Genomic DNA, 21,162 nt, shown 5'->3' with positions numbered 1-21,162 from the left:
CGGCAGGCGCTTGACGTGGGCGCTCGCCGCCACGCGGATCTTGTCCACGATGTCGCCGGCCAGCTCCTGCAGACCACTGCTCACGCCGATGCGCGGCTTGGCCACGAAGTCCACGGCGCCCATTTCCAGCGCGCGCAGCGTGGTCTCGGCGCCCTGTTCGGTCAGGGTGGAGACCATCACCACCGGCATCGGCCGCAGGCGCATCAAGCGCGAGAGGAATTCCAGCCCGTCCATGCGCGGCATCTCCACGTCCAGCGTGATCACGTCGGGGTTGAGCTCACGGATCATCTCGCGCGCCACCAGCGGATCGGCCGCGGCGCCCACGCAGGTCATGTCGGCCTGGCGGTTGATGATTTCGGTGAGCAGGCTGCGCACCAGGGCGGAATCGTCCACCACGACCACTTTGATTTTTGCCATGTCTTGTTCTCCCTTAGAACAGATCAACGGAGCCGCCAGCCGTGGCCTTGGCCGCCACCGAGGCGCTGCTCTTGCGTTCCTGGGTTTCCAGTGTTTCGGGGTGCGAATGGGCCAGCCGCTTGACCATGGCCTTGCCGGTGGCCGGGAAGTAGCAGACCTTGCGTGGGTGGATGTCGAGCACATCCTTGGAAATCACCGCGATGCGCTCGGTGTGCAGGTAGTCCAGCACGAACTGCGTGTTGCGCTCGCCCACGTTCATGGTGGTGAAGGTGTGCATCACCTGGCCACCACCGAAGATCTTGGCCTGCATGGTCTCGCGGCGCGCGCCGAGCTTCATCATCTCGTTGATCAGCAGTTCCATCGCAAACGAGCCATAGCGCCCCCCCGCGTCGTTGCCGCCGTCGGGCAGCATGAAGTGGTTCATGCCGCCGACACGCGCGCGTGGATCGTAGATGCAGGCGGCGATGCAGGAGCCCAGCACCGTCATCACCATCATGTCGTCGGTGGTCACGAAGTACTCGCCGGGCAGCACCTTCACCGAGTCCTGGTGGAAGTGGTGGTCGTGATAGAAAAAACTCGCCTCGCCCGGCTTGCTCTTGCGCGCCTTGAGCTGGTTGAGTGTGGAGGTGGGGGCCGCGGTCATGTCAGCGCCGCCCGGCCGCCCGAAGGTGCTGAACCACCCCCTCAGGGGGCAGCGATACGTGAAACGATGAGCGTGGGGGAGTCATGGTTTTGCCTTCAAAGGCGTTCATAGACCGTTTTTCCGCGCAGCGTGAACAGATGGCGGGCGTCGCTGAAGTTCTCGGCATGACCCACGAACAACATGCCGCCGGGCTTCATGACGCGGTGGATGCGCTCGAGCACCTGGCGCTGCGTGGCGGCATCGAAATAGATCATCACATTGCGGCAGAACACCACGTCGAAGGGCTCACGAAACGGCAGATCGTGGATCAGGTTCACGGCCTGGAACGTCATGTTCTTCTGCAGCTCGGGCTTCACGCGCATGAAGCCTTCGTTGCTGCCCTTGCCGCGCATGAAGAAGCGTTGCATGCGCTCGGGGCTCAGGCCCTTGGTGCCGTCGGTTTTGTACACGCCGCGCTGCGCGGTGGCCAGCACCTTGGTGTCGATGTCGCTGTTGACGATATCGAACGAACCGCCGGCGCCCAGGCCCTCGGAGGCGGTCATGGCGATCGAGTAGGGCTCTTCGCCGGTGGAGGCCGCCGAACACCAGATGCGCCAGTTCTGCGAACGCTTGGCGGCAAACATCTGCGCCAGGATTTCGAAGTGGTGTTGCTCGCGGAAGAATGCCGTGAGGTTGGTGGTCAGTGCGTTGATGAATTCCTGCCACTCCGCACCGTCGTGGTGTTCGAGCCAGTCGAGGTAGGTCTTGAAACTGTCGTGACCGGTTTCGCGCAGGCGGCGCGAGACGCGGCTGTAGACCATGGCGTGCTTGCCGTCGTGCAGGCTGATGCCGGCCTTCTTGTAGATCAGCGCCTTGATGCGCGAGAAGTCGGCGTCGGACCAGACAAACTCACGGCCCTCTGCCAGCGGTCCGTCTTCGGACGCCGCCGCGCGTGGCGGAGGCACCGGACGCGCGATGCGTTGAGGGGAAGGGGTCTGCTGCAGCATCGGGGTGTCCTGACCGGTAGGGGACTGGGCGCGCCAGGCGCGCGGGTTGTTCGTCGAAAGGATTCAGTGCCGCGAGCGGCGCACCAGGCTCGATGTGTCCAGGATCAGTGCGACCTTGCCGTCGCCCAGGATGGTGGCGCCCGAGACGTTGGGCACGCGCCGGTAGTTCGACTCCAGGTTCTTGATGACCACCTGTTGCTGACCGAGCAATTCGTCGACCATGAGCGCCACGCGCTGGCCGTCGGCTTCCACCACCACCATGATCGGGCTGGCACCGCTGTGCTCGAAACGAGGCACCTGGAACACACGCTCCAGCTCGATCACCGGCATGTATTCGTCACGCACCTTGACCACCTGCGCGCCTTGCGCCAGGGTGTTGATGTCGTTGGGCTTGATCTGGAACGATTCGATCACGCTGGACAGCGGCAGGATGTAGACCTCTTCGCTCACGCGCACCGACATGCCGTCCATGATGGCCAGGGTGAGCGGCAGGCGCACCGAGACCCGCATGCCGTAGCCTTCGGCCGAGTCGATTTCCACCGTGCCGTTGAGCGCGGTGATGTTCTTCTTGACCACGTCCATGCCCACGCCACGGCCGGACACATCGGTCACTTCGTCGGCGGTGGAGAAGCCGGGCGCGAAGATCAGGTTCCACACCTCGGTGTCGGTCATCGAGTCGGGTGCGTCGATGCCCTTCTCGCGCGCTTTGGTCAGCAGCTTCTCGCGCGAGAGGCCCTTGCCGTCGTCGCGCACCTCGATCAGGATCGAGCCGCCTTCGTGCGTGGCCGACAGCGTGATCGTGCCGTGCTCGGTCTTGCCCTTGGCGCGGCGGTCTTCCGGCATTTCAATGCCGTGGTCGCAGCTGTTGCGGATCAGGTGGGTCAGCGGGTCGGTGATCTTCTCCACCAGGCCCTTGTCGAGTTCGGTCGATTCGCCCTGCGTGACCAGCTCGACCTTCTTGCCCAGCTTGCTGGCGAGGTCGCGCAGCATGCGCGGGAAGCGGTTGAACACCACCGACATGGGGATCATGCGGATCGACATCACCGCTTCCTGCAGGTCGCGGGTGTTGCGGTCGAGGTCGGCGAGACCCGCCAGCAACGGCTGGTTGGCGCCGTCGTCGAGCTCGCGGCTCTTTTGCGCCAGCATGGCCTGGGTGATGACGAGTTCGCCCACCAGGTTGATGAGCTGGTCCACCTTGCTGACCGAGACGCGCAGCGTGCTCGACTCCATCGCGGCCGGTGCGCTGGCGCGGGCTTCGACCTTCGGCGCGGCGGCGGCAGCGGGTTTGGCGGTGCTGTCGGGCGCGGTGATCGCCGCTTGTGCGGCGGCTGCCACGGCGTGGGCCGGCACACCCGGCGCGCCTTCGAAGAATCCGAAGTCCTGGCCGTCGGCCAGGACTGGCGCGGCGGACACCGGGGCGTCGTCGGCGGGGGCTGCGCAGTCGACGATGCGGATCTCTTCCTTGCTCACATGGAAGGTGAAGAGGTCCATCAGGTCCGCGTCGGACGAGGTGGTGGTGGCGCGGTAGACGCGCTTGTTGACCTGGTCGCAGGGCAGGGGCTCGATGGTGCCCAGGCCCGGGATGTCACGGAAGAGTTCTGCCACACCGTCGGCCTGCGCCACGTTGTCCAGCGGGCCGATGTGGATTTCCAGTTCGCGGGTGGCCTTGACCACCGGCTTGTTGATCACGCGGGCCGGGGCGGGAGCGGGAGCTTCAACCACCACCACGGGTGCGGCCACCACCGGTGCCGGTGCGGCGTCGGTGGCTTCGGCCTCTTCGCCGTTGGCCAGCGCATAGATGCGCGCCACGAGGCTGCTGGTGGCGGGCGATTCGTTGCCTCGGCCCTGGTGGTGTCCGAGCTGCAGGCGCAGCGCATCGCTGGATTCGAGCAGCACGTCCACCATGGCGGCGGTCGGGTTGAGTTCGTGGCGGCGCAGCTTGTCCAGCAGCGACTCCATCTGGTGCGTGAGTTCGGCCACGTCGGCGAAGCCGAAGGTGGCGGCACCACCCTTGATGGAGTGGGCGCAGCGGAAGATCGCGTTGAGCTCCTCGTCGTCGGCTTTTTCCACATCCAGCGCGAGCAGCATCTGCTCCATCGTGTCCAGGTTTTCGCCCGCTTCCTCAAAGAAGATTTGATAGAACTGGCTCAGGTCAATGTCGTTGGCCAGGCTCTGACCTTCATTCATCATTTCACCCATGTGGGGTCTCCTTGGCTGCTTGAGAGCGGCACGCGTTTATCGGATGACTTTTTGAATGACTTCGATCAACCGGCTGGGATCGAAGGGTTTGACCAGCCAGCCCGTGGCACCCGCACTGCGGCCAGCCTGCTTCATCTGGTCGCTGGACTCGGTGGTCAGGATCAGGATGGGTGTGGTCTTGAACTTGGGGTGCTCGCGCAGCTTGCGCGTGAGGCTCAGTCCGTCCATGTTGGGCATGTTCTGGTCGGTGAGCACCAGATCGATGCTGTGGGTCTGGGCTTTCTCGAAAGCGTCCTGACCATCCACCGCTTCGACCACGTGGTAGCCCGCGCCGGTGAGGGTGAACGACACCATTTTTCTCATGGAAGCCGAGTCGTCTACGGCAAGAATGGATCGCATGGCTTACTCCGTGTTTCGGTCAAATATCGGCAGATACCGAAGGGTCTTGAATCGGGGATTCGGGAAAATCAGAACAGATCGATGGAACCGGCGTCCATCTCGCTTTGGGTCACCGGGCTGGGGCGCTCGGGCATGGGGTCCAGCCCCAGCGGTATCTCGCCCTCTTCGGGTTCCATGGCCTCTTCGGCCAGACGCCAGGCGCAGCTTTGCAGCACCTTGCCGGTGTGCACGATCAACTGGGTGGCCATGTCGTGAAACTGCAGTTCGGTCACGGCCTGGTGCAGGCTGGTGCGGATGGGGCCCAGTTCGCCCTGGCGGTTTTCCGGCAGCGCGCCCAGGGCCTCGTTGGCCGTGCCGAAGCGCTCCATCAAGTTGGAGGTGGCGTGGTCGAGCAGGCCTTCCAGGCGCTGCAGGTCGGTCACCGCCATGAGCAGCGAGTCCTGGAGATTGGCCACCAGATTCACGGGCAGGGAGACGCACGGCGGGGGATGCTGCATCGTCAGGTGGTCCATGTTGTTGCTCGGTAGGGCGAACGGAGTAGGGTGGGCAGTACAATTTTCAAGGTCTGTAGGAAGCTGTATCGGCAGATAACCGGCCAAATTCAGCACCATTTCCCGAGTTGTCCAATCGCGGCCACCAGCCACCGGGCAACCCCGGCCGATCCCGGTACCCCAACATTCCACCCGGCATGCCCGAGAACCTCGACAAACCACCGGTTCACATCCTGCATCTGGAGGATTCACGGGTGGACCACGCGCTGGTGAAGTTCGCCCTGCAGCGCAGCAAGCTGCCCAGCGAGGTGGTGCTGGTCGACACGCTGGACGATTTCCGCCGCGAACTGCTGAGCGGGCGCTTCGACGTGGTGCTGGCCGACTACCACCTGCCCGGCTTCACCGGCATGGATGCCTGGGACGTGGTGCGCGAGATGCGGATCGAGATTCCTTTCGTCATCCTCTCCGGTGCCATCGGCGAGACGGCGGCGGTGGATGCGATGCACCGCGGTGTGAGCGACTATTTGCTCAAGGACAGCATGCACCGCCTCTCGCACGTGATCGAGCGAGCCATCGAGGTGTCGGAGACGCGGCGCGAGCGAGCGCGCGCTGCCGAAGAGCTGGCCGAATCGCGCCAGCGCCTGGCCGAACTGGCCGAGCATCTGCAGACCAGCATCGAACAGGAGCGCGCCAACATCGCGCGCGAGATCCACGACGACATCGGCGGCGCGCTGGCGGCCGTCAAGCTCGACCTGGCCTGGGTGGGGCGGCGCGAAACCGATGCCGACGTGCTCAAGCACGTGGGCACGGCCATGGAAATGCTGCAGCACGCGCTGGGCGCAAGCCAGCGCATCATGATGAACCTGCGCCCACCCATCCTCGACCAGGGCCTGGTGGCCGCGGTGCAGTGGCTGGCCGGCGGCTTCGAGCGCCGCAGCGGCTTGCGGGTCACCATCCGCCGATCGTCCGACCAGATCGACGTGCCGCTGGACATTCAACTCGTGGCGTACCGCACGGCGCAGGAAGCCCTCACCAACATCGCCAAGCACACCAGGGCCACCGCGGTCGAGATCGACCTGAGCGATGGCGAGGGTGTGCTGACGCTGGAAGTCACCGACAACGGGCAGGGCATGAGCCCGGACGCCCAGCGCAAGACGAAGTCCTTCGGGCTGCTGGGCCTGCGCGAGCGCGCTGCCAAGGTGGACGGCTGGCTCGACGTGAGCACTTCTCCCCGGGGCACGTCGGTCATCCTGTCGGTGCCCCTGACATCACCCCAAAACCCGGACAACGCGGTGAAAACCGCAGAGGAAGCCCATGATCAAGGTGATTTTGTGTGACGACCACGCGGTGGTGAGACGCGGCATCCGCGACACCATCTCGGAAGCCACCGACATCCAGGTGGTGGGCGAAGCCGGCAGCTACCCCGAACTGCGCGAAGCCATGCGCAAGACCGAGTGCGATGTGCTCGTGCTCGACCTCAACATGCCCGGACGCGGCGGGCTGGAGGTGCTGGCGGCCTTGAAGGAAGAGGGCTCCACCGTGAAGACGCTGGTGGTCTCCATGTACCCGGAAGACCAGTACGCCATCCGCTGTCTGCGGGCGGGTGCGCGCGGTTACCTCAACAAGGCCGGCGAGCCAGCCGAGCTGGTGGCCGCCATCCGCACCGTGATGCAGGGCCGCAAGTACGTGACCGCCGAGGTGGCACAGATGCTGGTGGACAACCTGCACGCGCCCGAGAGCGAAGAGCTGCACGCCAGCCTGTCCGAACGTGAACTGCAGACCCTGCAGAAGATCGCGTCGGGCAAGAAGCTCTCCGACATCGCCGAGGAACTCATGCTCAGCCCCAAGACCGTGAGCGTCTACCGCGCCCGTGTGCTGGAGAAGCTGCACCTGGCCAACAACGCCGAACTCACGGTTTACGCGATTCGCAACGGCATCGTCTAGGGCCGTCGGCCCTGACTCTTGCAGGTGTCGGAAAAATTGACACTCGCCATGCATTTTTTGTGCCTGGCCCCCTTCATGAAATTGCAACGTGTTGTTACATAGGTAAATTACTGAACTGGCACGCAATGTGCTGTGAATGCCCCGAGTGAATCCAATCTGATGTCCAGAGTGGGTTCAAAAGGATTTTTCAGGGCACTCACATGAACACCTATTTGAAAGTGGCTTCGGCTGTGGCGTTGTCGGCAATCGCCATATCGGTCGCGGCGCTGTCGGTCCCCGCCATCAAGGTCCATGCGTTGAAGCTGATCGGTGATGTGGGTACCGATCAAACTCTTGTGGCGCATGTCACGGTCAAAAATGAAGGCGTGCGGGGCGCACCAGCGATGGACCCATCCATTCCGGTGGGATTCCATGACGTGGCCGTGCAGACACCCGCTGCTCCCGCTGGCGAAAATGCCGACGGTGTTCTGGGCGTGTTGGGTGGCGTGGCCGGTGGAGGCCATTCCAGCAACCGGGGCGCCATGCCCGCTGGATGGGGCTCGCTGCGTGGCGGCGGCATGTCATCCATGGGACCGGGTGCGACCGGGCCGTTCGGGCGCGGCGCCCGCGCAGGCTCCGTGGCTCCGGGTGAGGAACTGGTCGCTTCCAGTGACGGCGGATCGCCGCCCTCCGGCCCAGACGACGCAGCCAACAACCCACCTCCGCCCGGCGTCACCGCCCCCGGCGGCCCTGGCAACGATGAGGTCCCAGACCTGCCTCCTGAACCCGAAATCTTCGAAGACATTGGTGCTCTCCAGCCTTTGCCGGACGATGGTCCGGGCCTCCCCGACACCCCGACGAACACCGGTGATGCTGCGCAACCCGTTGTTGTCGTCGCAGCGGTTCCAGAACCCGGCACGCTGGCCTTGTTGGGCGTGGCATTGGTGGGTGTGGGCGCCTTGCGCCGCCAGCGCGCCCGTCGCTGAACCGCCGGGTCCATTGAAAAAGGCGGCCTGGATGCCGCCTTTTTTGTTGCTCGACAGGGGGAGGGGTGGCCTGCGGAATAATGGCCCATGACCGCCCCCACCTCGATCTGGAGTCCCCTGCGCCAACCCGCCTTTCGGGGACTGTGGATCTGCGGCGCGGTCTTCTTCATCGGCGCCGGCATGCAGACCATGGCGGCGGCCTGGCTCATGGTCGAGCTCACCGGTTCGTCGTTTCTGGCCGCGCTGGTGCAGACGGCGGTGTTCCTGCCCATGTTCCTGCTGGCCCTGCCCGCCGGTGTGCTGGCCGACACCACCGACCGCCGACGCCTGATCTCGGGCGCGTTGATCGCGCAAGTGGCCGCCTGCACCTTGCTGGCCGCGCTGGTGCTGGCGGGCTGGGGTGGGCCAGGGTCGGTGCTGTTCCTGGTGTTCGTGTGCGGCTGCTGCACGGCGGTGCTCACACCGGCGTGGAACTCCTCGGTGGTCGACCCGGTGCCGCGCGAAGAGTGGCCGCAGGCCATCACCGCCATCGGCATCGCCTACAACGCGGCACGCGCCATCGGCCCCACGCTGGCCGGCCTGCTGTTTGCCCGACTGGGCGCGGGCTGGGTGTTCGTGGTCACCGTGTTCACCACGCTGGTGATGTGGGAGTCGATCCGGCGCTGGCCGCCGCGCGCGCACCCGCCGTCCAGCCTGCCGCCCGAGCGCCTGTGGGGCGGCACGCTCAGTGGCCTGCGCTTTGCCTGGCACTCGCGCATCATCCTGGCGCAGCTCGTGCGGGTGATGGCGTTCAGCGCGGCCGGCTCGGCGCTGTGGGCGCTGCTGCCGGTGATCGCGCAGCGCCAGCTCGGCACCGGTGCCGAAGGCTTTGGTCTTCTCATGGGGTGCCTGGGCACGGGCGCCGTGGCCTCGGGCCTGGTCATCGGCCGGCTGCGCGCGCGCTTCGCGCTGGACGCGATCGTTTCACTGAGCTGCGCGGTGTTTGCCGCGGTCATGCTGCTCGCCGCGTGGGTGCGTGTGCCCTGGGTGGTCTACGTCGCCATGGCCTTTGGCGGTGCGGCGTGGATGGCCACCATGTCGACTTTCAACACCGCCACCCAGGCCAGCGCGCCGCCCTGGGTGCGCTCGCGCGCCGTGGCGCTGCACATCGTCTCCGCGCTGGGGGCCTTCGCCATCGGCTCGGCCTTCTGGGGCGCCGTGTCCGACATCGCCGGCCTCACCGCCGCGCTGGTGGCTGCCGGGGTGGTCATGGCTGCCGGCCTGCTCCTGGTGCGTCCGTTTCCGCTGCGCATGGGCGCGCTGCACGAGGTGACGCAGGGCACGCCATGGGACGAACTCTTCGTGGTGGACGAACCCAGCCCGTCGGCTGGCCCGGTGGCGGTGGAGGTGGGTTACCGCATCCGGCCGGGCGTTGACCAGGCGTTTCTCGACAGCATCAGCCACATGAAGGACCCGCGTCGGCGCGATGGCGCGAGCTTCTGGCGCGTCTACCGCGACCTGGGCGAGCCTTCGCGGTACGTGGAGCGCTTCATCGTGGCCTCGTGGGCCGACTACCTGCACCAGCGCGCCCGCGCCACCGTGGCCGACCGTGCGCTGGAAACCGAGATCCGCGCCTTCCTCGCCGACGGTGAGAGCGCGACCATGTCGCACTACATCGCGGAGCGTTGAGGGCCGCACCGGCCGGGCGTCAGGGCGTCGTGTCCTGTCAGAGGTCCTCGTGAAGGCACAGGTAGTTGCCCTCGGTGTCCTTGAACCAGGCGGCCTTCTCCGAGCCCAGCACGCACACGTGATCGATGGTCTTCAATCCGGGGAAGTCGTAGTCTTCGAAGGCGACTCCCGCGCGCTTGAGTTCCGCGATGCTGGCGGCGATGTCGGTGACCTTGAAACTGATCGCCGTGTGGTCGGCCTTGGTTCCTTCGGGCTTGGGGAACAGCGCCAGCGTGCTGCCCCCCATCTCGTAGACAAACTTGCCATCGGGCTTGAAGCCGCCGGGTTGCAGGCCCAGCGAGCCCTCGTAGAAGGCGCGGGCGCGTGCCATGTCGATGACAGGCAGCATGGTCGTGACGGATGCGTTGGTCAGCATGTTCAGTCCTTTCGCCCAGCGCCGCCACAGCGGATGCCCGAAGTGGACGACCGGTTCAGCCGCCGGGTCTGCGAGCATAGGCCCAACGGTGGCGCCTTGCCACTGCCGGCAGCGGTAAGAATGCGGGCAGCGCTCAGCGCCTTGTTCAACCCTTGTTCAACGTCCCTTCTTGAAAGACCGCAGATGGACCGCCGAATTTTCCTGACCCCGTTCCTCCTGGCACTGGCCCTCACCCTGTCCGCCTGCGGCAAGGACGATCCGCAGGCCCAGTTGGAGGCCGCCGTGCAGCAACTGCAGGACAACCTGGAAGCCAAGGAAACCGGCGCGGTGATCGACCAGCTGGATGCGGGCTTCCAGGCCCAGACCGAGTTCGACCGCGACTGGGCGCGCAAGACCATGACGCTCATGTTCCTGCGCTATGCCAGCGTCAAGGTGATCGCCCTCTCACGCAAGAGCAGCATCGACCCCACCGCACCGCAGTCCGGCCTCACGCAGGCGCAGGTGGTGGTCACGGGCGCGCAGGGGCTGATCCCGGAGCGGGCCGCGCCCTACGAGGTGCGACTGGAATGGCGCCGCATCTCGGGCGAGTGGAAGCTCTCCCGTCTGACGTGGGAGTGAGCGCGGCGTGACACCCGAGCTCTGGTTGCTGGTGGTGGGCGCGGCCGTGGCCGGCTTTGTGCAGGGCCTCTCGGGCTTTGCCTTCAGCATGGTGGCCATGTCGTTCTGGGTCTGGGGCATCGATCCGCGCGTGGCGGCGGTGCTGGCGGTGTTCGGCTCGCTCACCGGGCAGTTGGTGGCCGTGTTCACCACCCGGCGCGGCTTTCGCTGGCCGGCGCTGTGGCCCTTCCTGGCCGGGGGTGCGGTGGGCGTGCCCATCGGCGTCGCGGTCTTGCCGCACCTCAACGCCGATGTCTTCAAGCTGATCCTGGGCAGCGTGCTGGTGGTCTGGTGCCCGGCCATGCTGGTGTCGTCGCGCCTGCCGCGCATCTCGCGTGGCGGTCGCCTGGCCGATGGCGTGGCTGGCGCGGCCGGTGGCTTCATGGGCGGCATCGGTGGCTTCACCGGCGTGGTGCCCACGCTGTGGTGCACGCTGCGCGGCATGGAAAAAGACCGGCAGCGCGCCATCGTGCAGAACTTCAACCTCGCCGCCCTGTCGTTCACCATGCTGGGTTACGTGGCCACGGGCGCGATCACGCGCGAGATGTGGCCGCTGCTGCCGGTGGTGGCGGTGGCGCTGCTGGTGCCGGTGCTGCTGGGCGCACGGCTGTATGTGGGCCTGAGCGAGGTGGCCTTTCGCAAGCTGGTTCTGTCGCTGCTCGCGCTCTCGGGCGTGGCGATGCTGGTGGCAGCGGTGCCGCGCCTGCTGGCCTGAGAGCTTGAGAGCAAATCGTTCATGCCCGCTCATCCCTCCCAAACACCCCTGATCGGCGTTGCAAATGCGCGCCATAGCCCGAGCTATGGCTGTGCTTTGCGCCTTGATCAGGGGTGTTTGGGCGGTCTGCTCGGACACGCCCGATTCACTCTCAAGCTCTGAGCGTCACACCCCGGCCGCGGATTTCCAGAAGGCGTCCGCGGCACGGCCAAGCAGTTCGCGGTTGCGGTACAGGCGGATCTCCAGGGGCACGTTCCAGTCGCTGCCCGCGGCGCTCACCAGCCGGCCCTGGTCGAGGTCTTCCTGCACCAGGGTCTGGGGCAACCAGGCCAGGCCGCGTGCATCGAGCACCATGGTCCTGAGCACGGAGGCCAGGTGGGCGGTGAAGACCACCTGCATGGGAAAGGCCTCCAGCCGGCGGTCCAGCACGGCGCGCGTGATCCGGCCCAGGCCCGACTCTTCGGTGTACTTCAGCACCGGCACGGCCGCGCTCCTGGAGCCGACGAGTGGATGCTGCGGTTTTCCATGTCCATCGGGCGCCGACACGGCGATCAGCCGGTCTTCGCCGATGCGGGCGCTGCGGTACGGCTCCGCGTCCAGCGCACCCGGTGCATGGGCATGCGAGTGGGTCAGCACGAACTGCACCTGGCCCTGCAACATCAGCGCCTCGCAGCGTTGCAGCACGTCGGACATCAGCTGCACCGGCCCCAGCGTGGTCCGGGACTCGAGGCCGCGCAACCAGCGCGGCAGGAAGGTGAACGACAGCGCGTGCGTGGAGGCAATGCGCAGCGTCACCGAACTGGCCTCGGCGACCTGCCGGGCTTCACCCGGAACACGCTCCACCCGGGTGATCAGTTCGTGCGCCACGCCGGCAAACCATTCGCCGACCTCGGTCAGCCGCGCGGGCTGCGTGCTGCGGTCGAACAGGTCGACGCCGACCCATTCTTCCAGCGCGCGGATGCGGCGGCTGAAGGCCGGTTGCGAGCTGTGCCTGTCTTCCGCTGCGCGCGAGAAATTGCCGGTGGCCGCCAACGCCACGAAGTCTTCGAGCCAGGTGAAATTCATGAGCGGTTCGTCCAGTGCATGGAAGCAGCGAAAAAGAACATTGGCCAGGCCATCCGGCGACGCCGACCATACGGGCTCTCAAAGCACACCACCAGGAGCCATCCTTGAAGATCGTTGAAATCCGCGAGAAGACCATTCCCATCAGCTCGCCCATCCGCAATGCCTACATCGACTTTAGCAAGATGACGCTGAGCCTCGTGGCCGTGGTCACCGACGTGATCCGCGACGGCAAGCCGGTGGTGGGCTACGGCTTCAACTCGAACGGCCGCTACGGCCAGGGCAAGCTGATGCGCGAACGCTTCGTCCCGCGCGTGATGGAAGCCGACCCGGCGTCCCTGATCGACGACAGCGGCAACAACCTCGACCCGCACAAGATCTGGAACACCATGTTCACCAACGAGAAGCCCGGTGGGCATGGTGAGCGATCGGTGGCCATGGGCACCATCGACATGGCCGTGTGGGACGCCGTCGCGAAGATCGAGGGCAAGCCCCTGTTCCAGCTGCTGTCCGACCGCTACGGCGACGGCAAGCCGAACCGCAAGATCTTTGTCTACGCGGCCGGCGGCTACTACTACCCCGGGCAGGACCACAACAAGCTCAAGGACGAGATGCGCAGCTACATCGACCGCGGCTACACGGTGGTGAAGAAGAAGATCGGTGGTGCCTCGCTGGACGAAGACCTGCGCCGCATCGATTCCATCATGGAGGTGCTGCAGGACGGCCAGAAGCTCTGCGTCGACGCGAACGGCCGCTTCGACCTCGACACCTCGATCGCCTACGCCAAGGCGCTGTCGCAGTACGACCTGTTCTGGTACGAAGAAGCGGGCGACCCGCTCGACTACGAGCTGCAGGCCACGCTGCGCAACTACTACAAGAACCCGATGGCGACCGGCGAGAACCTGTTCTCGATGCAGGACGCGCGCAACCTCATCCGCTACGGCGGCATGCGCCCGGACCGCGACTGGCTGCAGTTCGACTGCGCACTCAGCTACGGCCTGGTCGAGTACCTCAAGACGCTGGACATGCTCAAGGAACACGGCTGGTCGGCCAGCCGCTGCATCCCGCACGGCGGGCACCAGATGTCGCTGAACATCGCGGCCGGCCTGGGCCTGGGCGGCAACGAGTCCTACCCGGATCTGTTCCAGCCCTTCGGCGGCTTCCCCGACGGCGTCAAGGTGGAGAACAGCTTCGTGACGCTGCCCGAACTGCCCGGCATCGGTTTCGAAGGCAAGGCGGACCTGTTCCGCGAAATGACGGCGCTCTCTGCCTGAGCGCACCACTGAACCACACCACTAGAGGAGACACACATGAACATTCTTTGGCGCTCGGCCGCCGGCCTGGCCGTTCTCGGCTCATCCCATTTCGCGTTCGCCGAATTTCCGGACAAACCCATCACCCTCGTCGTTCCCTTCGTGGCCGGTGGACCGAGCGACAAGATCGCGCGGGACGTGGCGGAAGCGCTGCGCAAACCGCTCGGGCAGACCGTGGTGGTCGAGAACGCGGGCGGTGCGGGCGGGACGATCGGTTCCGCCAAGGTGGCGCGGGCCGCGCCGGACGGCTACACCCTGCTGGTGCACCACATCGGCATGGCCACCGCGCCCGCGCTGTACCGCAAGCTCACCTACAAGGTGCCTGAAGACTTCGAAACGCTGGGCGTGGTCAATGAAGCGCCCTCGGTGCTCATCGGCAAGCCCGGTCTCGCGGCGAACAACTTCGCCGAATTGCGGCAGTGGATCGCCTCCAGCGGCGACAAGGTGAACCTGGCCAACGCGGGCGTCGGTTCCGCGTCCCACCTGTGTGGCTTGATGCTGCAGAGCGCGTTGAAGGCCAACATGACACCCGTGCCCTACAAGGGGACCGCACCCGCGATGACCGACATGCTCGGCGGGCAGGTGGACCTGATGTGCGAACAGGCGACCAACGCCGTGCCCCAGATCGAGGGCAAGAAGGTCAAGGTCTATGGCGTCACCAGTCTGCAGCGCCTGCAGCTCCCGGTGCTCAAGGACACGCCCACGCTGGCGGAGGCCGGTCTGTCCGACTTCAACGTGCAGGTCTGGCACGGGCTCTACGCCCCGAAGGGCACGCCACCGGCCGTGCTCGCCAGGCTCAACGCGGCGTTGAAGCTCGCGCTCACGGACCCCGATCTCATCAAGAAGCAGGAGGCCCTGGGGCTGACAGTGACCACCGGCGAGCGGCTGGAACCGGCCGGGCACCGGAAGTTTCTGGAGGCGGAAAAGGAGCGCTGGTCCCAGGTGATCAAGGCTGCAGGCCAGTACGCGGACTGAGGTGTGAGGGATGCCGCATGGCGGCGAGGGGATCGCCCGTCAGTTGGGTTGCGTGGCACCGCCCACCGGCATCCACCGCACCAACAACGCCAGCACTGCAGCCCCGCTCGCCAACGCACTCACCGCCATCCAGCCCCAGTGCGCAAACAGCGCGCTCGCCAGTGCTGCGCCCAGCGCCATGCCGCTGAACATCGAGACGAACAGCACCGCGTTCAGGCGGCTGCGCGCGCCGGGGTCGATGCCGTAGATCAGGGTCTGGTGCGCGATCAGCGCGGACTGGAAGCCCAGGTCGAAGCCGAGCACGGTGGCGGCCAGCCACACCAGTTGCAGATCGTGCGGCAGCCATGGGATCAGGGCCATGGCCGCGAACGACACCGCCGCGATGCCGCTGCCCAACAAGGTGATGGCGTGCGCACCATGGCGATCGGCCAGGCGGCCCATCAGCGGCGCGGCCAGCGCGCCGGCCGCGCCCGCCAGGCCGAAGGCGCCGGCGGCCGACGCGCCGAGATGGAACGGGGCGCCGTGCAGCCAGATGGCCAGCGTGGACCACACGGCGCTGAAGCCCACCGCGAGCAAGGCCTGCGCGAACACGGCGCGGCGCAGCGCGGCGTGTTGCCGCCACAGCGTCAGCAGCGAGCCCAGCAGCGCGCCGTAGGGAAGCTGGGTGGTGGGCTTGAAGTGCGGCAGGAAGCGCCACAAGGCGGCGCCCAGCACGGTGGTGGCCAGCGCGGCGCCGAGGAAGGTGGCGCGCCAACCCAGGTGTTCGGCGGTGAAGCCGGCGACCACGCGCGAGAGCAGGATGCCCAGCAGCAGCCCGGTCATCACCGTGCCCACGACCTTGCCGCGCTCGGCCTCGGGTGCAAGCGTGGCGGCGGCCGGCACGATGTCCTGCGCGAGCGAGGCGGCCACGCCCATGGCCAGGCTGGCGGCGAGCAGCATCGCCACCGAGGGTGACATCGCCGCTGCCAGCAGGCTGGCGACGAGCAGCACCACCTTGATGAGGATGAGTGTGCGGCGGTCGTGGCGGTCCCCGAGCGGGGAGGTCAGCAGGATGCCGAGCGCGTAGCCCAGCAACGTCAGCGTGGGCACGAGGCCCAGCGTCTGGGCGCTGGCACCGGTGTCTTCACCGAGCACGCCCAGCATCGGCTGGCTGTAGTAGATCGAAGCCACGCCCAGGCCGGCGCCGGTGGCGAGCAGGAGGGTAAGGCCTGGAGACAGCCCGGCGTCGGCGGCATGCGCCTTGTTGTCGGTATTCGCTGTGCGGATGAGTGACATGGTGGAAACCCTTGTTTTTGGAGTGGTCCCGACTCTGACATGCCCGTTGGCCCAGCGGTAGACGGCGGATCGGCACTTCAGATATACGATGCACGCATGAAAAACGTCCAGCCACCACCCGCAACGTCCGCCGCCGGAGACCGGTTGGACCTGATGCAGACCTTCGTGCGCATCGTGGAGGCGGGCAGTCTGTCGGGCGCCGCGGCCCGGCTCAACACCACGCAACCCACCGTCAGCCGGCGGCTGCAGGCGCTGGAGCGCACGTTGGGCCTGCGCCTGTTGCAACGTTCCACCCGCGCCATGCGCCTGACGGAGGATGGCGAGCGTTGCTTCGAGCGCGCCAAGGTCCTGCTGGAGAACTGGGAGGCCTTCGAGGCCGAGTTGCGTGGTGTCGGCGATGAGCCCAAGGGCAGCCTGCGCGTGCTCGCGCCTCACGCCTTCGGGCAGGAGCAGTTCGTGAGGCCGCTGGCCGAGTTCCTGCACGCCCACCCGCTGATGAGCGTGGAGTGGCTGCTGCGCGACGACGTTCACGACATGATTGGCGAGGGCATCGACTGCGCGCTGCAGGTCGGCGAGGTGCGCGATCCTGCGGTGGTGGCGATCAAGTTGGTGGACGTGCCGCGCATCGTGGTGGCCTCCCCGGCCGTGCTGCAGGGTGCGCCGGTGCCGCAGCATGCGCAGGCGCTCTCGGACCTGCCCTGGCTGGCGCTGCGCACCTACTACCGCAACGAGGTCTCGCTGACGCACGCTGCCACCGGTGAGATCCGGCAGTTCGCGATCCGTCCGAGGCTGAGTTCGGACAACCTGTACGTCTGTCGCAATGCGGCTCTCGCGGGCCTGGGCGCGGTGATTGTCTCGGCCTGGATGGTGGCGGACGACATCGCTGCGGGGCGGCTCGTGCGGCTGGCACCTGAATGGCAGGCGCCGTCGCTGCCGCTGTACCTCACCTATCCGTACGCACGCTTCTATCCTGCCCGGCTGCGCCGTTTCGTGGCGGCCATGCGGGAAGCCGCCCCTCTGGTCTTGCAGGGCGCGGCGGTGGCCGTCATCCCCATTGCGACATCCCCCGGCGCGGCCTGCGTCTGAACGCAGCCGCCTCAGAGATGTGGCCAGGATATCCTGCAGACATTGAGGTCTACATCGCGTTGGACAACGCGAATAAGTATCCTTGCTGCTCCCATTCCGCCGGACCACGCATGCTGCGCTCGATCGCTCACCTTTCCCGGCACGCGGCTGCTGCGCTGTCGGGCTGCATCCTGGTCATGCACGCAGCGATGGCTGGCGACGCGGCATCCGGCGCACGGCTCGCCGCGGCACGCTGCGTCTCCTGCCACTCGTCCACGGAAACGATCCATTCCACGCTGCCGCTGCTCGAAGGGCAGCCGAAGGCCGCTTTCATTGCGCAGTGGCGTGCCTTCCGCGAGCGCAGGCGAACCGCCCCGGTGATGGTGAGCCTCGCGCAGGAGTTGAGCGAGCAGGATGTCGACGACCTTGCCGAACACTATGCGGCACTGCTCCCACCGCGCACCACGGCATCGGATGGCAGCGATGCCGGCCGCGCGCTGGTCGATCGCTTGCGATGCGCCGACTGCCACGGGCCAGCGTTGCAGGGGACGAACGCCGGTGCAGCGCGGCTCGCCGGGCAAAGGGCGCGTTACACGGCATGGTCGTTGCAGCTGATGCGCGGCGGCCGCCGGTCGCACGGAGCCGCCGCGAAGCCGGATCCGCTCCTTGCCGATCTCAGCAACGCCGAGATCGAGTCGCTGGCCGCGCACCTGGCGTCTCTGCGCTGACCTGTCTGCGAATGAGCGGGTGCTTCAACCTCCGGTCCGCCAACGTCACAAGGTGATCAAGGCCGCGGGCCAGCACGCGGACTGAGCGGCCACCGCACGGGCGGTGGCTGGTTCAGCGGCCTTCCTCGATCACCTCCCTGGGCTCCGCCGCGCCAGGGCAGGTCGGCCGGTAGGGCCGCTCGCCGAGGTAGCCACTCCAGGCGGTCGCCCCCAGGTTCAGCGACACCCGCTCGCAGGCGCGCGCCACCAGGTCGGCCAGACGCAGCAGCCACACGCGGGTGCGCCCGTCGCCCTCGGCGGTGGCGAGGTAGCGGTTGCCAGGGCTGAACACCAGCGCGTCCAGCGCCTCCAGGCCGTCGACGCGGCCGCTCTCGGTGCCGGTCTCCAGGTTCCACAGCCGCACCGTACTGCCGGTGCCCACCGCGAGCTGCCGGTTGTCGTGGCTGAACGCGCAGGCCGGTGCGCCGCCGGTGTGGTCCACCTGGAGCAGCACCTGGCCGCTGCTGGTGTCGCGCACGGCGATGCCGCCGCTGCGGTGCTGGCTGGCCACGCGCTGCGCGTCGGGGCTGAAGCCGCAGGGGCTGATGAAGAGGCCCGAGCGGTCCTTGTCGAGCGCGAAGTCGGCCACGGGTGTGGCGGCAGGGGGATGCCAGCGCAGCACCCGCCAGGTCTGGCCTGCGCGGCTGATGGCGCCGGGCACGCCCGCCAGCAGCGATGCGCCGCGCTCACCCACCGCGAGCAAGCCCTGCGGCACTTCGCCGGATGTGGCCAGGCGCACCGGCTCGGCCTGCTGCGCATCGCCCCACCACCACACGCCACCACCCCGCAGGGCCACGGCGAGCGCCTGTCCATCCGGACCGATGGCCAGCGCCGAGGGTTGGCCTTCGAAGCGGTGTTCGCGCAAGGGGGCGCCGGTGGCGGCGTCCACCAGCTGCACCCGCTGCCCGCTCAGCACGGCGAGCACACGACCGTCGGCGCTGTGGGCCGCCATGGTGTCCTGCAAGGGCAGCGGGCGGCTGGTGGGTGCCGTGCCGGCAGGCGTTGGGGCCAGCGCCCAGGTGCGCAGTCCATCACCGGCCACCGCCTGCAGCTGCGACTCGTCGGCCGAGAAGGCCAGGGTCTTGCGCTGCAATACCGCGGCGGCGTCGAGCACGTCGCTGCCGCCCTGGTCGAGCCGCCACAGCCGCACCACCGGACCGTCGTCGTTCGTGCCCGTGATGGCCAAGGTCCGGCCATCGGGGCTGAAGGCCAGCACATCGTAGTCGCGGTACTCCAGCTGGGCCAGTTCACGGTCGCGCACGAGGTCGCGCACCTGCAGCCGGTTGTCGCCCGCGCGCCCCACGGCCAGGCGGGCCTGTGGGCCCACGGCCAGGGCTGAGAACGGCGGCTCGCCCACCAGCACGCTGCGGGTCTCGCCCACCGGCCACATCTCCAGCCCTCCCACCGCAAGGTTGGCCACAAGGTGGCTGCCATCGGCGCTGAACAGGATCTGCCAGACCTCGCGCTGCGTGGGGTCCAGTGGCACCGGCCGCAGCGCCAGCGCGGGCTGGCGTTCGAGCGCCCAAAGGCGGACCTGGCCCGCGACCAGCAGGGCGAGCCAGCGGCCATCGGGGCTCACAGCCAGGTCGCTGGCGTGGGGCAGTTCCGCGGCCACCGGTTGCACGGGGTCCGCGAGGTCGACCACCTGGGTGCGGTCGGGCGTGCTCTGGTTGGTCCGGGCGTCGTACCGGCCGTAGGCTGCGACCAGCACGCGGGCCTGGGCATCGACCGCGACCACGTCGGCATCGCCCGCCGGGTGCAGCACGGTGGCCCTCGGCTCCAGGGTCTGGGCGTCGCGCACGTCGATGCGGCCGCGCTCCCCGTCGCTGGGGCGCGTCACCACGAATCGCCCGCCGGGCGTGAAGGCCAGCGCACCGATGCGGGGTGCCGCGAGTTCGAGTGCGGGATGTGCCAGTTCGCCGGCCGCGTTCCAGCGTTCCAGCTTCAGGCTGCCGCTGGCCAGTTGCACGCTGCCATCGGCCTGCACCGCAAGGGCGCGCTCGCCCAGTGGCTCCATGAAGCCCTGGCGCACGGGCCACCCGGCGGGCTGCAAGGCCAGCGCACGCCGCAGGGCCCGGTCGGTCTGCAGGGCCGCCGCACCCACCGCATCGAGTTGTCGCGCCGACTCCGCGGCCAGCAGCAGGCTGCGCTCCAGCGTCTGACCCGGCATGCCCAGCGCCGACTGCTCACGAACCAGGTCGGCATCGGCGGCCAGGCGACCGGCAATGGCCAGCGTCTGCTGCTGTGCGGCGTTGCGGCGCTCGATGAAGGTGGCCACACCCAGCACGGCCACCACCACCAGGGCCGCGCCCGCTGCGCCGAGCAGACTGAGGCGGCGCCGGTCGGCGGTGCGCCGGCTCTGCAGGATGTAGCGCGTCTGCAGCGCCGTGGGGTGTGGGGTCTGCGCCGCGCCCTCGGCCAGCCAGCGTTCGGCCGCGCTCAGCGCCGCGCCGCGCAGGGTCAGGCTGCTGTCCTGGCCGCGGGCCTCCCAGTCCACCGCACGCAGCAGCAGCTGTGTGTGGGTCTGCACATGCTGGAGGTCGGTGTCCACCGCCTGCACCAGCAGGCTCATCGCCGCCTCGAAGTCGTCCTGCTCGCGGCAGTACACCCAGTTCAGGCGCGCCAGCGGCTCGGGCACGTCGGCGGCCACCACGTCGCGGCACACCACCGGGATCAGGCGTTTGCCCTGCGCCACGGCATGTTCGAGCTCCTCGCGGCACACGCGCGAGGCCAGCGAGTCGGGGGAGAGCACGAAGGCGAAGGCCTGCGCCGCATCGATGGCGCCGCGGATCTCCTGCATCCATTCGGCCGTGGGCGGTATGCCTTCCCAGTCCACCCAGGTCTGGCGCTCGCGCGCGGCCAGCGCCGCGTGCATGCGCCGCACCGGTTCGATGTCCTTTCGGGAGTACGAGATGAAGACCGTGGTCATGCCGGGATGATCGGCGCCCTGCGTGGCGCGATCAAGTCCCGGCTGCGGTTGTCAGCCCGTCGGTGACATCCCCAGGCGCGGTTCGCGGTTGAGCTTGAAGACGGCGACGGCCTGAACCAGCAGGGAGGCCTGCTGCTTGAGGCTGTCGGCGGCGGCGGCGCTTTCTTCCACCAGCGCGGCGTTCTGCTGCGTGACCTTGTCCATCTGGCTGATCGCCTCGCCGACCTGGCCCACGCCCGAACTCTGTTCGCTGGTGGCGCTGCTGATCTCGCCCACC

General features: G+C 67.6%; 20 protein-coding genes and 1 pseudogene. 10 read left to right on the top strand and 11 right to left on the bottom strand.

Annotated elements, in window-relative coordinates; all coding sequences use genetic code 11:
* The 6 genes from V6M63_RS10055 to V6M63_RS10030 form a co-directional block, all read right to left on the bottom strand.
* Positions 1–417, bottom strand: a 417-nt coding sequence (locus tag V6M63_RS10055) for a response regulator (RefSeq protein ID WP_332741445.1), incomplete at its 3' end; no start/stop codon positions are given.
* Between the two features lie 13 nt (positions 418–430).
* Positions 431–1,060, bottom strand: a complete 630-nt coding sequence (gene cheD, locus V6M63_RS10050; RefSeq protein WP_332741444.1) for a chemoreceptor glutamine deamidase CheD — start codon at positions 1,058–1,060, stop codon at positions 431–433.
* 95 nt (positions 1,061–1,155) lie between these two features.
* A complete protein-coding gene (locus tag V6M63_RS10045) occupies positions 1,156–2,046 on the bottom strand; it encodes a CheR family methyltransferase (RefSeq protein ID WP_332741443.1) in 891 nt (296 codons plus the stop codon).
* 63 nt (positions 2,047–2,109) lie between these two features.
* Positions 2,110–4,245, bottom strand: coding sequence for a chemotaxis protein CheA (locus V6M63_RS10040; protein WP_332741442.1), 2,136 nt, complete (start codon positions 4,243–4,245; stop codon positions 2,110–2,112).
* 36 nt (positions 4,246–4,281) lie between these two features.
* Positions 4,282–4,644: a response regulator gene (locus V6M63_RS10035; RefSeq protein WP_056268669.1), complete on the bottom strand. Its 363-nt coding sequence runs from the start codon at positions 4,642–4,644 to the stop codon at positions 4,282–4,284.
* 68 nt (positions 4,645–4,712) lie between these two features.
* Entirely contained in the window at positions 4,713–5,156 is a 444-nt protein-coding gene (locus V6M63_RS10030; RefSeq protein ID WP_332741441.1) for a hypothetical protein, read from the bottom strand.
* A 176-nt stretch (positions 5,157–5,332) separates the two neighbouring features.
* Between V6M63_RS10030 and V6M63_RS10025 the strand changes: the two genes are divergently transcribed.
* The 4 genes from V6M63_RS10025 (at position 5,333) to V6M63_RS10010 (ending at position 9,712) form a co-directional block, all read left to right on the top strand.
* A complete protein-coding gene (locus tag V6M63_RS10025) occupies positions 5,333–6,472 on the top strand; it encodes a hybrid sensor histidine kinase/response regulator (RefSeq protein WP_332741440.1) in 1,140 nt (379 codons plus the stop codon).
* Positions 6,450–7,079: a response regulator gene (locus tag V6M63_RS10020; protein ID WP_291090555.1), complete on the top strand. Its 630-nt coding sequence runs from the start codon at positions 6,450–6,452 to the stop codon at positions 7,077–7,079. Before V6M63_RS10025 ends, V6M63_RS10020 begins: the two co-directional genes overlap by 23 nt.
* A 200-nt stretch (positions 7,080–7,279) precedes the next feature.
* The gene (locus tag V6M63_RS10015) at positions 7,280–8,044 is read left to right on the top strand and encodes a PEP-CTERM sorting domain-containing protein (RefSeq protein ID WP_332741439.1); all 765 of its coding nucleotides are present in this window, start codon (positions 7,280–7,282) and stop codon (positions 8,042–8,044) included.
* An 87-nt stretch (positions 8,045–8,131) separates the two neighbouring features.
* Positions 8,132–9,712, top strand: a complete 1,581-nt coding sequence (locus tag V6M63_RS10010) for an MFS transporter (RefSeq protein ID WP_332741438.1) — start codon at positions 8,132–8,134, stop codon at positions 9,710–9,712.
* Between the two features lie 37 nt (positions 9,713–9,749).
* Here V6M63_RS10010 and V6M63_RS10005 read toward each other — a convergent pair whose 3' ends face one another.
* Complete coding sequence (locus tag V6M63_RS10005; protein ID WP_332741437.1) at positions 9,750–10,127, bottom strand: VOC family protein; 378 nt, start codon at positions 10,125–10,127, stop codon at positions 9,750–9,752.
* Positions 10,128–10,310: 183 nt separating this feature from the next.
* Between V6M63_RS10005 and V6M63_RS10000 the strand changes: the two genes are divergently transcribed.
* Entirely contained in the window at positions 10,311–10,745 is a 435-nt protein-coding gene (locus V6M63_RS10000; RefSeq protein ID WP_332741436.1) for a hypothetical protein, read from the top strand.
* A 7-nt stretch (positions 10,746–10,752) separates the two neighbouring features.
* Positions 10,753–11,499: a sulfite exporter TauE/SafE family protein gene (locus tag V6M63_RS09995; RefSeq protein ID WP_332741435.1), complete on the top strand. Its 747-nt coding sequence runs from the start codon at positions 10,753–10,755 to the stop codon at positions 11,497–11,499.
* A gap of 165 nt (positions 11,500–11,664) precedes the next feature.
* On the opposite strand, the gene V6M63_RS09990 is transcribed toward V6M63_RS09995, so the two are convergent.
* Positions 11,665–12,564, bottom strand: a complete 900-nt coding sequence (locus tag V6M63_RS09990; RefSeq protein WP_332741434.1) for a LysR family transcriptional regulator — start codon at positions 12,562–12,564, stop codon at positions 11,665–11,667.
* Between the two features lie 104 nt (positions 12,565–12,668).
* Between V6M63_RS09990 and V6M63_RS09985 the strand changes: the two genes are divergently transcribed.
* Positions 12,669–13,835, top strand: coding sequence for a mandelate racemase/muconate lactonizing enzyme family protein (locus tag V6M63_RS09985; protein ID WP_332741433.1), 1,167 nt, complete (start codon positions 12,669–12,671; stop codon positions 13,833–13,835).
* 36 nt (positions 13,836–13,871) lie between these two features.
* A complete protein-coding gene (locus V6M63_RS09980; protein ID WP_332741432.1) occupies positions 13,872–14,849 on the top strand; it encodes a tripartite tricarboxylate transporter substrate-binding protein in 978 nt (325 codons plus the stop codon).
* Between the two features lie 39 nt (positions 14,850–14,888).
* Here the strand turns inward: V6M63_RS09980 and V6M63_RS09975 are convergent, their stop codons facing one another.
* Entirely contained in the window at positions 14,889–16,124 is a 1,236-nt protein-coding gene (locus V6M63_RS09975) for an MFS transporter (protein ID WP_332741431.1), read from the bottom strand.
* Positions 16,125–16,220: 96 nt separating this feature from the next.
* On the opposite strand from V6M63_RS09975, the gene V6M63_RS09970 reads away from it, so the two are divergent.
* On the top strand, positions 16,221–17,210 hold the full coding sequence (locus V6M63_RS09970; protein WP_332741430.1) for a LysR family transcriptional regulator: 990 nt from the start codon (positions 16,221–16,223) through the stop codon (positions 17,208–17,210).
* A 110-nt stretch (positions 17,211–17,320) separates the two neighbouring features.
* Positions 17,321–17,917: a c-type cytochrome gene (locus V6M63_RS09965; protein ID WP_332741429.1), complete on the top strand. Its 597-nt coding sequence runs from the start codon at positions 17,321–17,323 to the stop codon at positions 17,915–17,917.
* Between the two features lie 112 nt (positions 17,918–18,029).
* Here the strand turns inward: V6M63_RS09965 and V6M63_RS09960 are convergent, their stop codons facing one another.
* Together V6M63_RS09960 and V6M63_RS09955 are read right to left on the bottom strand one after the other, a co-directional pair.
* Positions 18,030–20,885 (bottom strand): toll/interleukin-1 receptor domain-containing protein, encoded by a 2,856-nt coding sequence (locus V6M63_RS09960; RefSeq protein WP_332741428.1) that lies wholly within the window; start codon positions 20,883–20,885, stop codon positions 18,030–18,032.
* Between the two features lie 51 nt (positions 20,886–20,936).
* Positions 20,937–21,162: pseudogene (locus tag V6M63_RS09955) on the bottom strand (methyl-accepting chemotaxis protein); the annotation flags it as partial.

This window comes from Hydrogenophaga sp. (assembly GCF_036675665.1).
Lineage (GTDB): Bacteria > Pseudomonadota > Gammaproteobacteria > Burkholderiales > Burkholderiaceae_C > Hydrogenophaga.
This window is presented reverse-complemented; position numbering and strand designations above follow the sequence as displayed.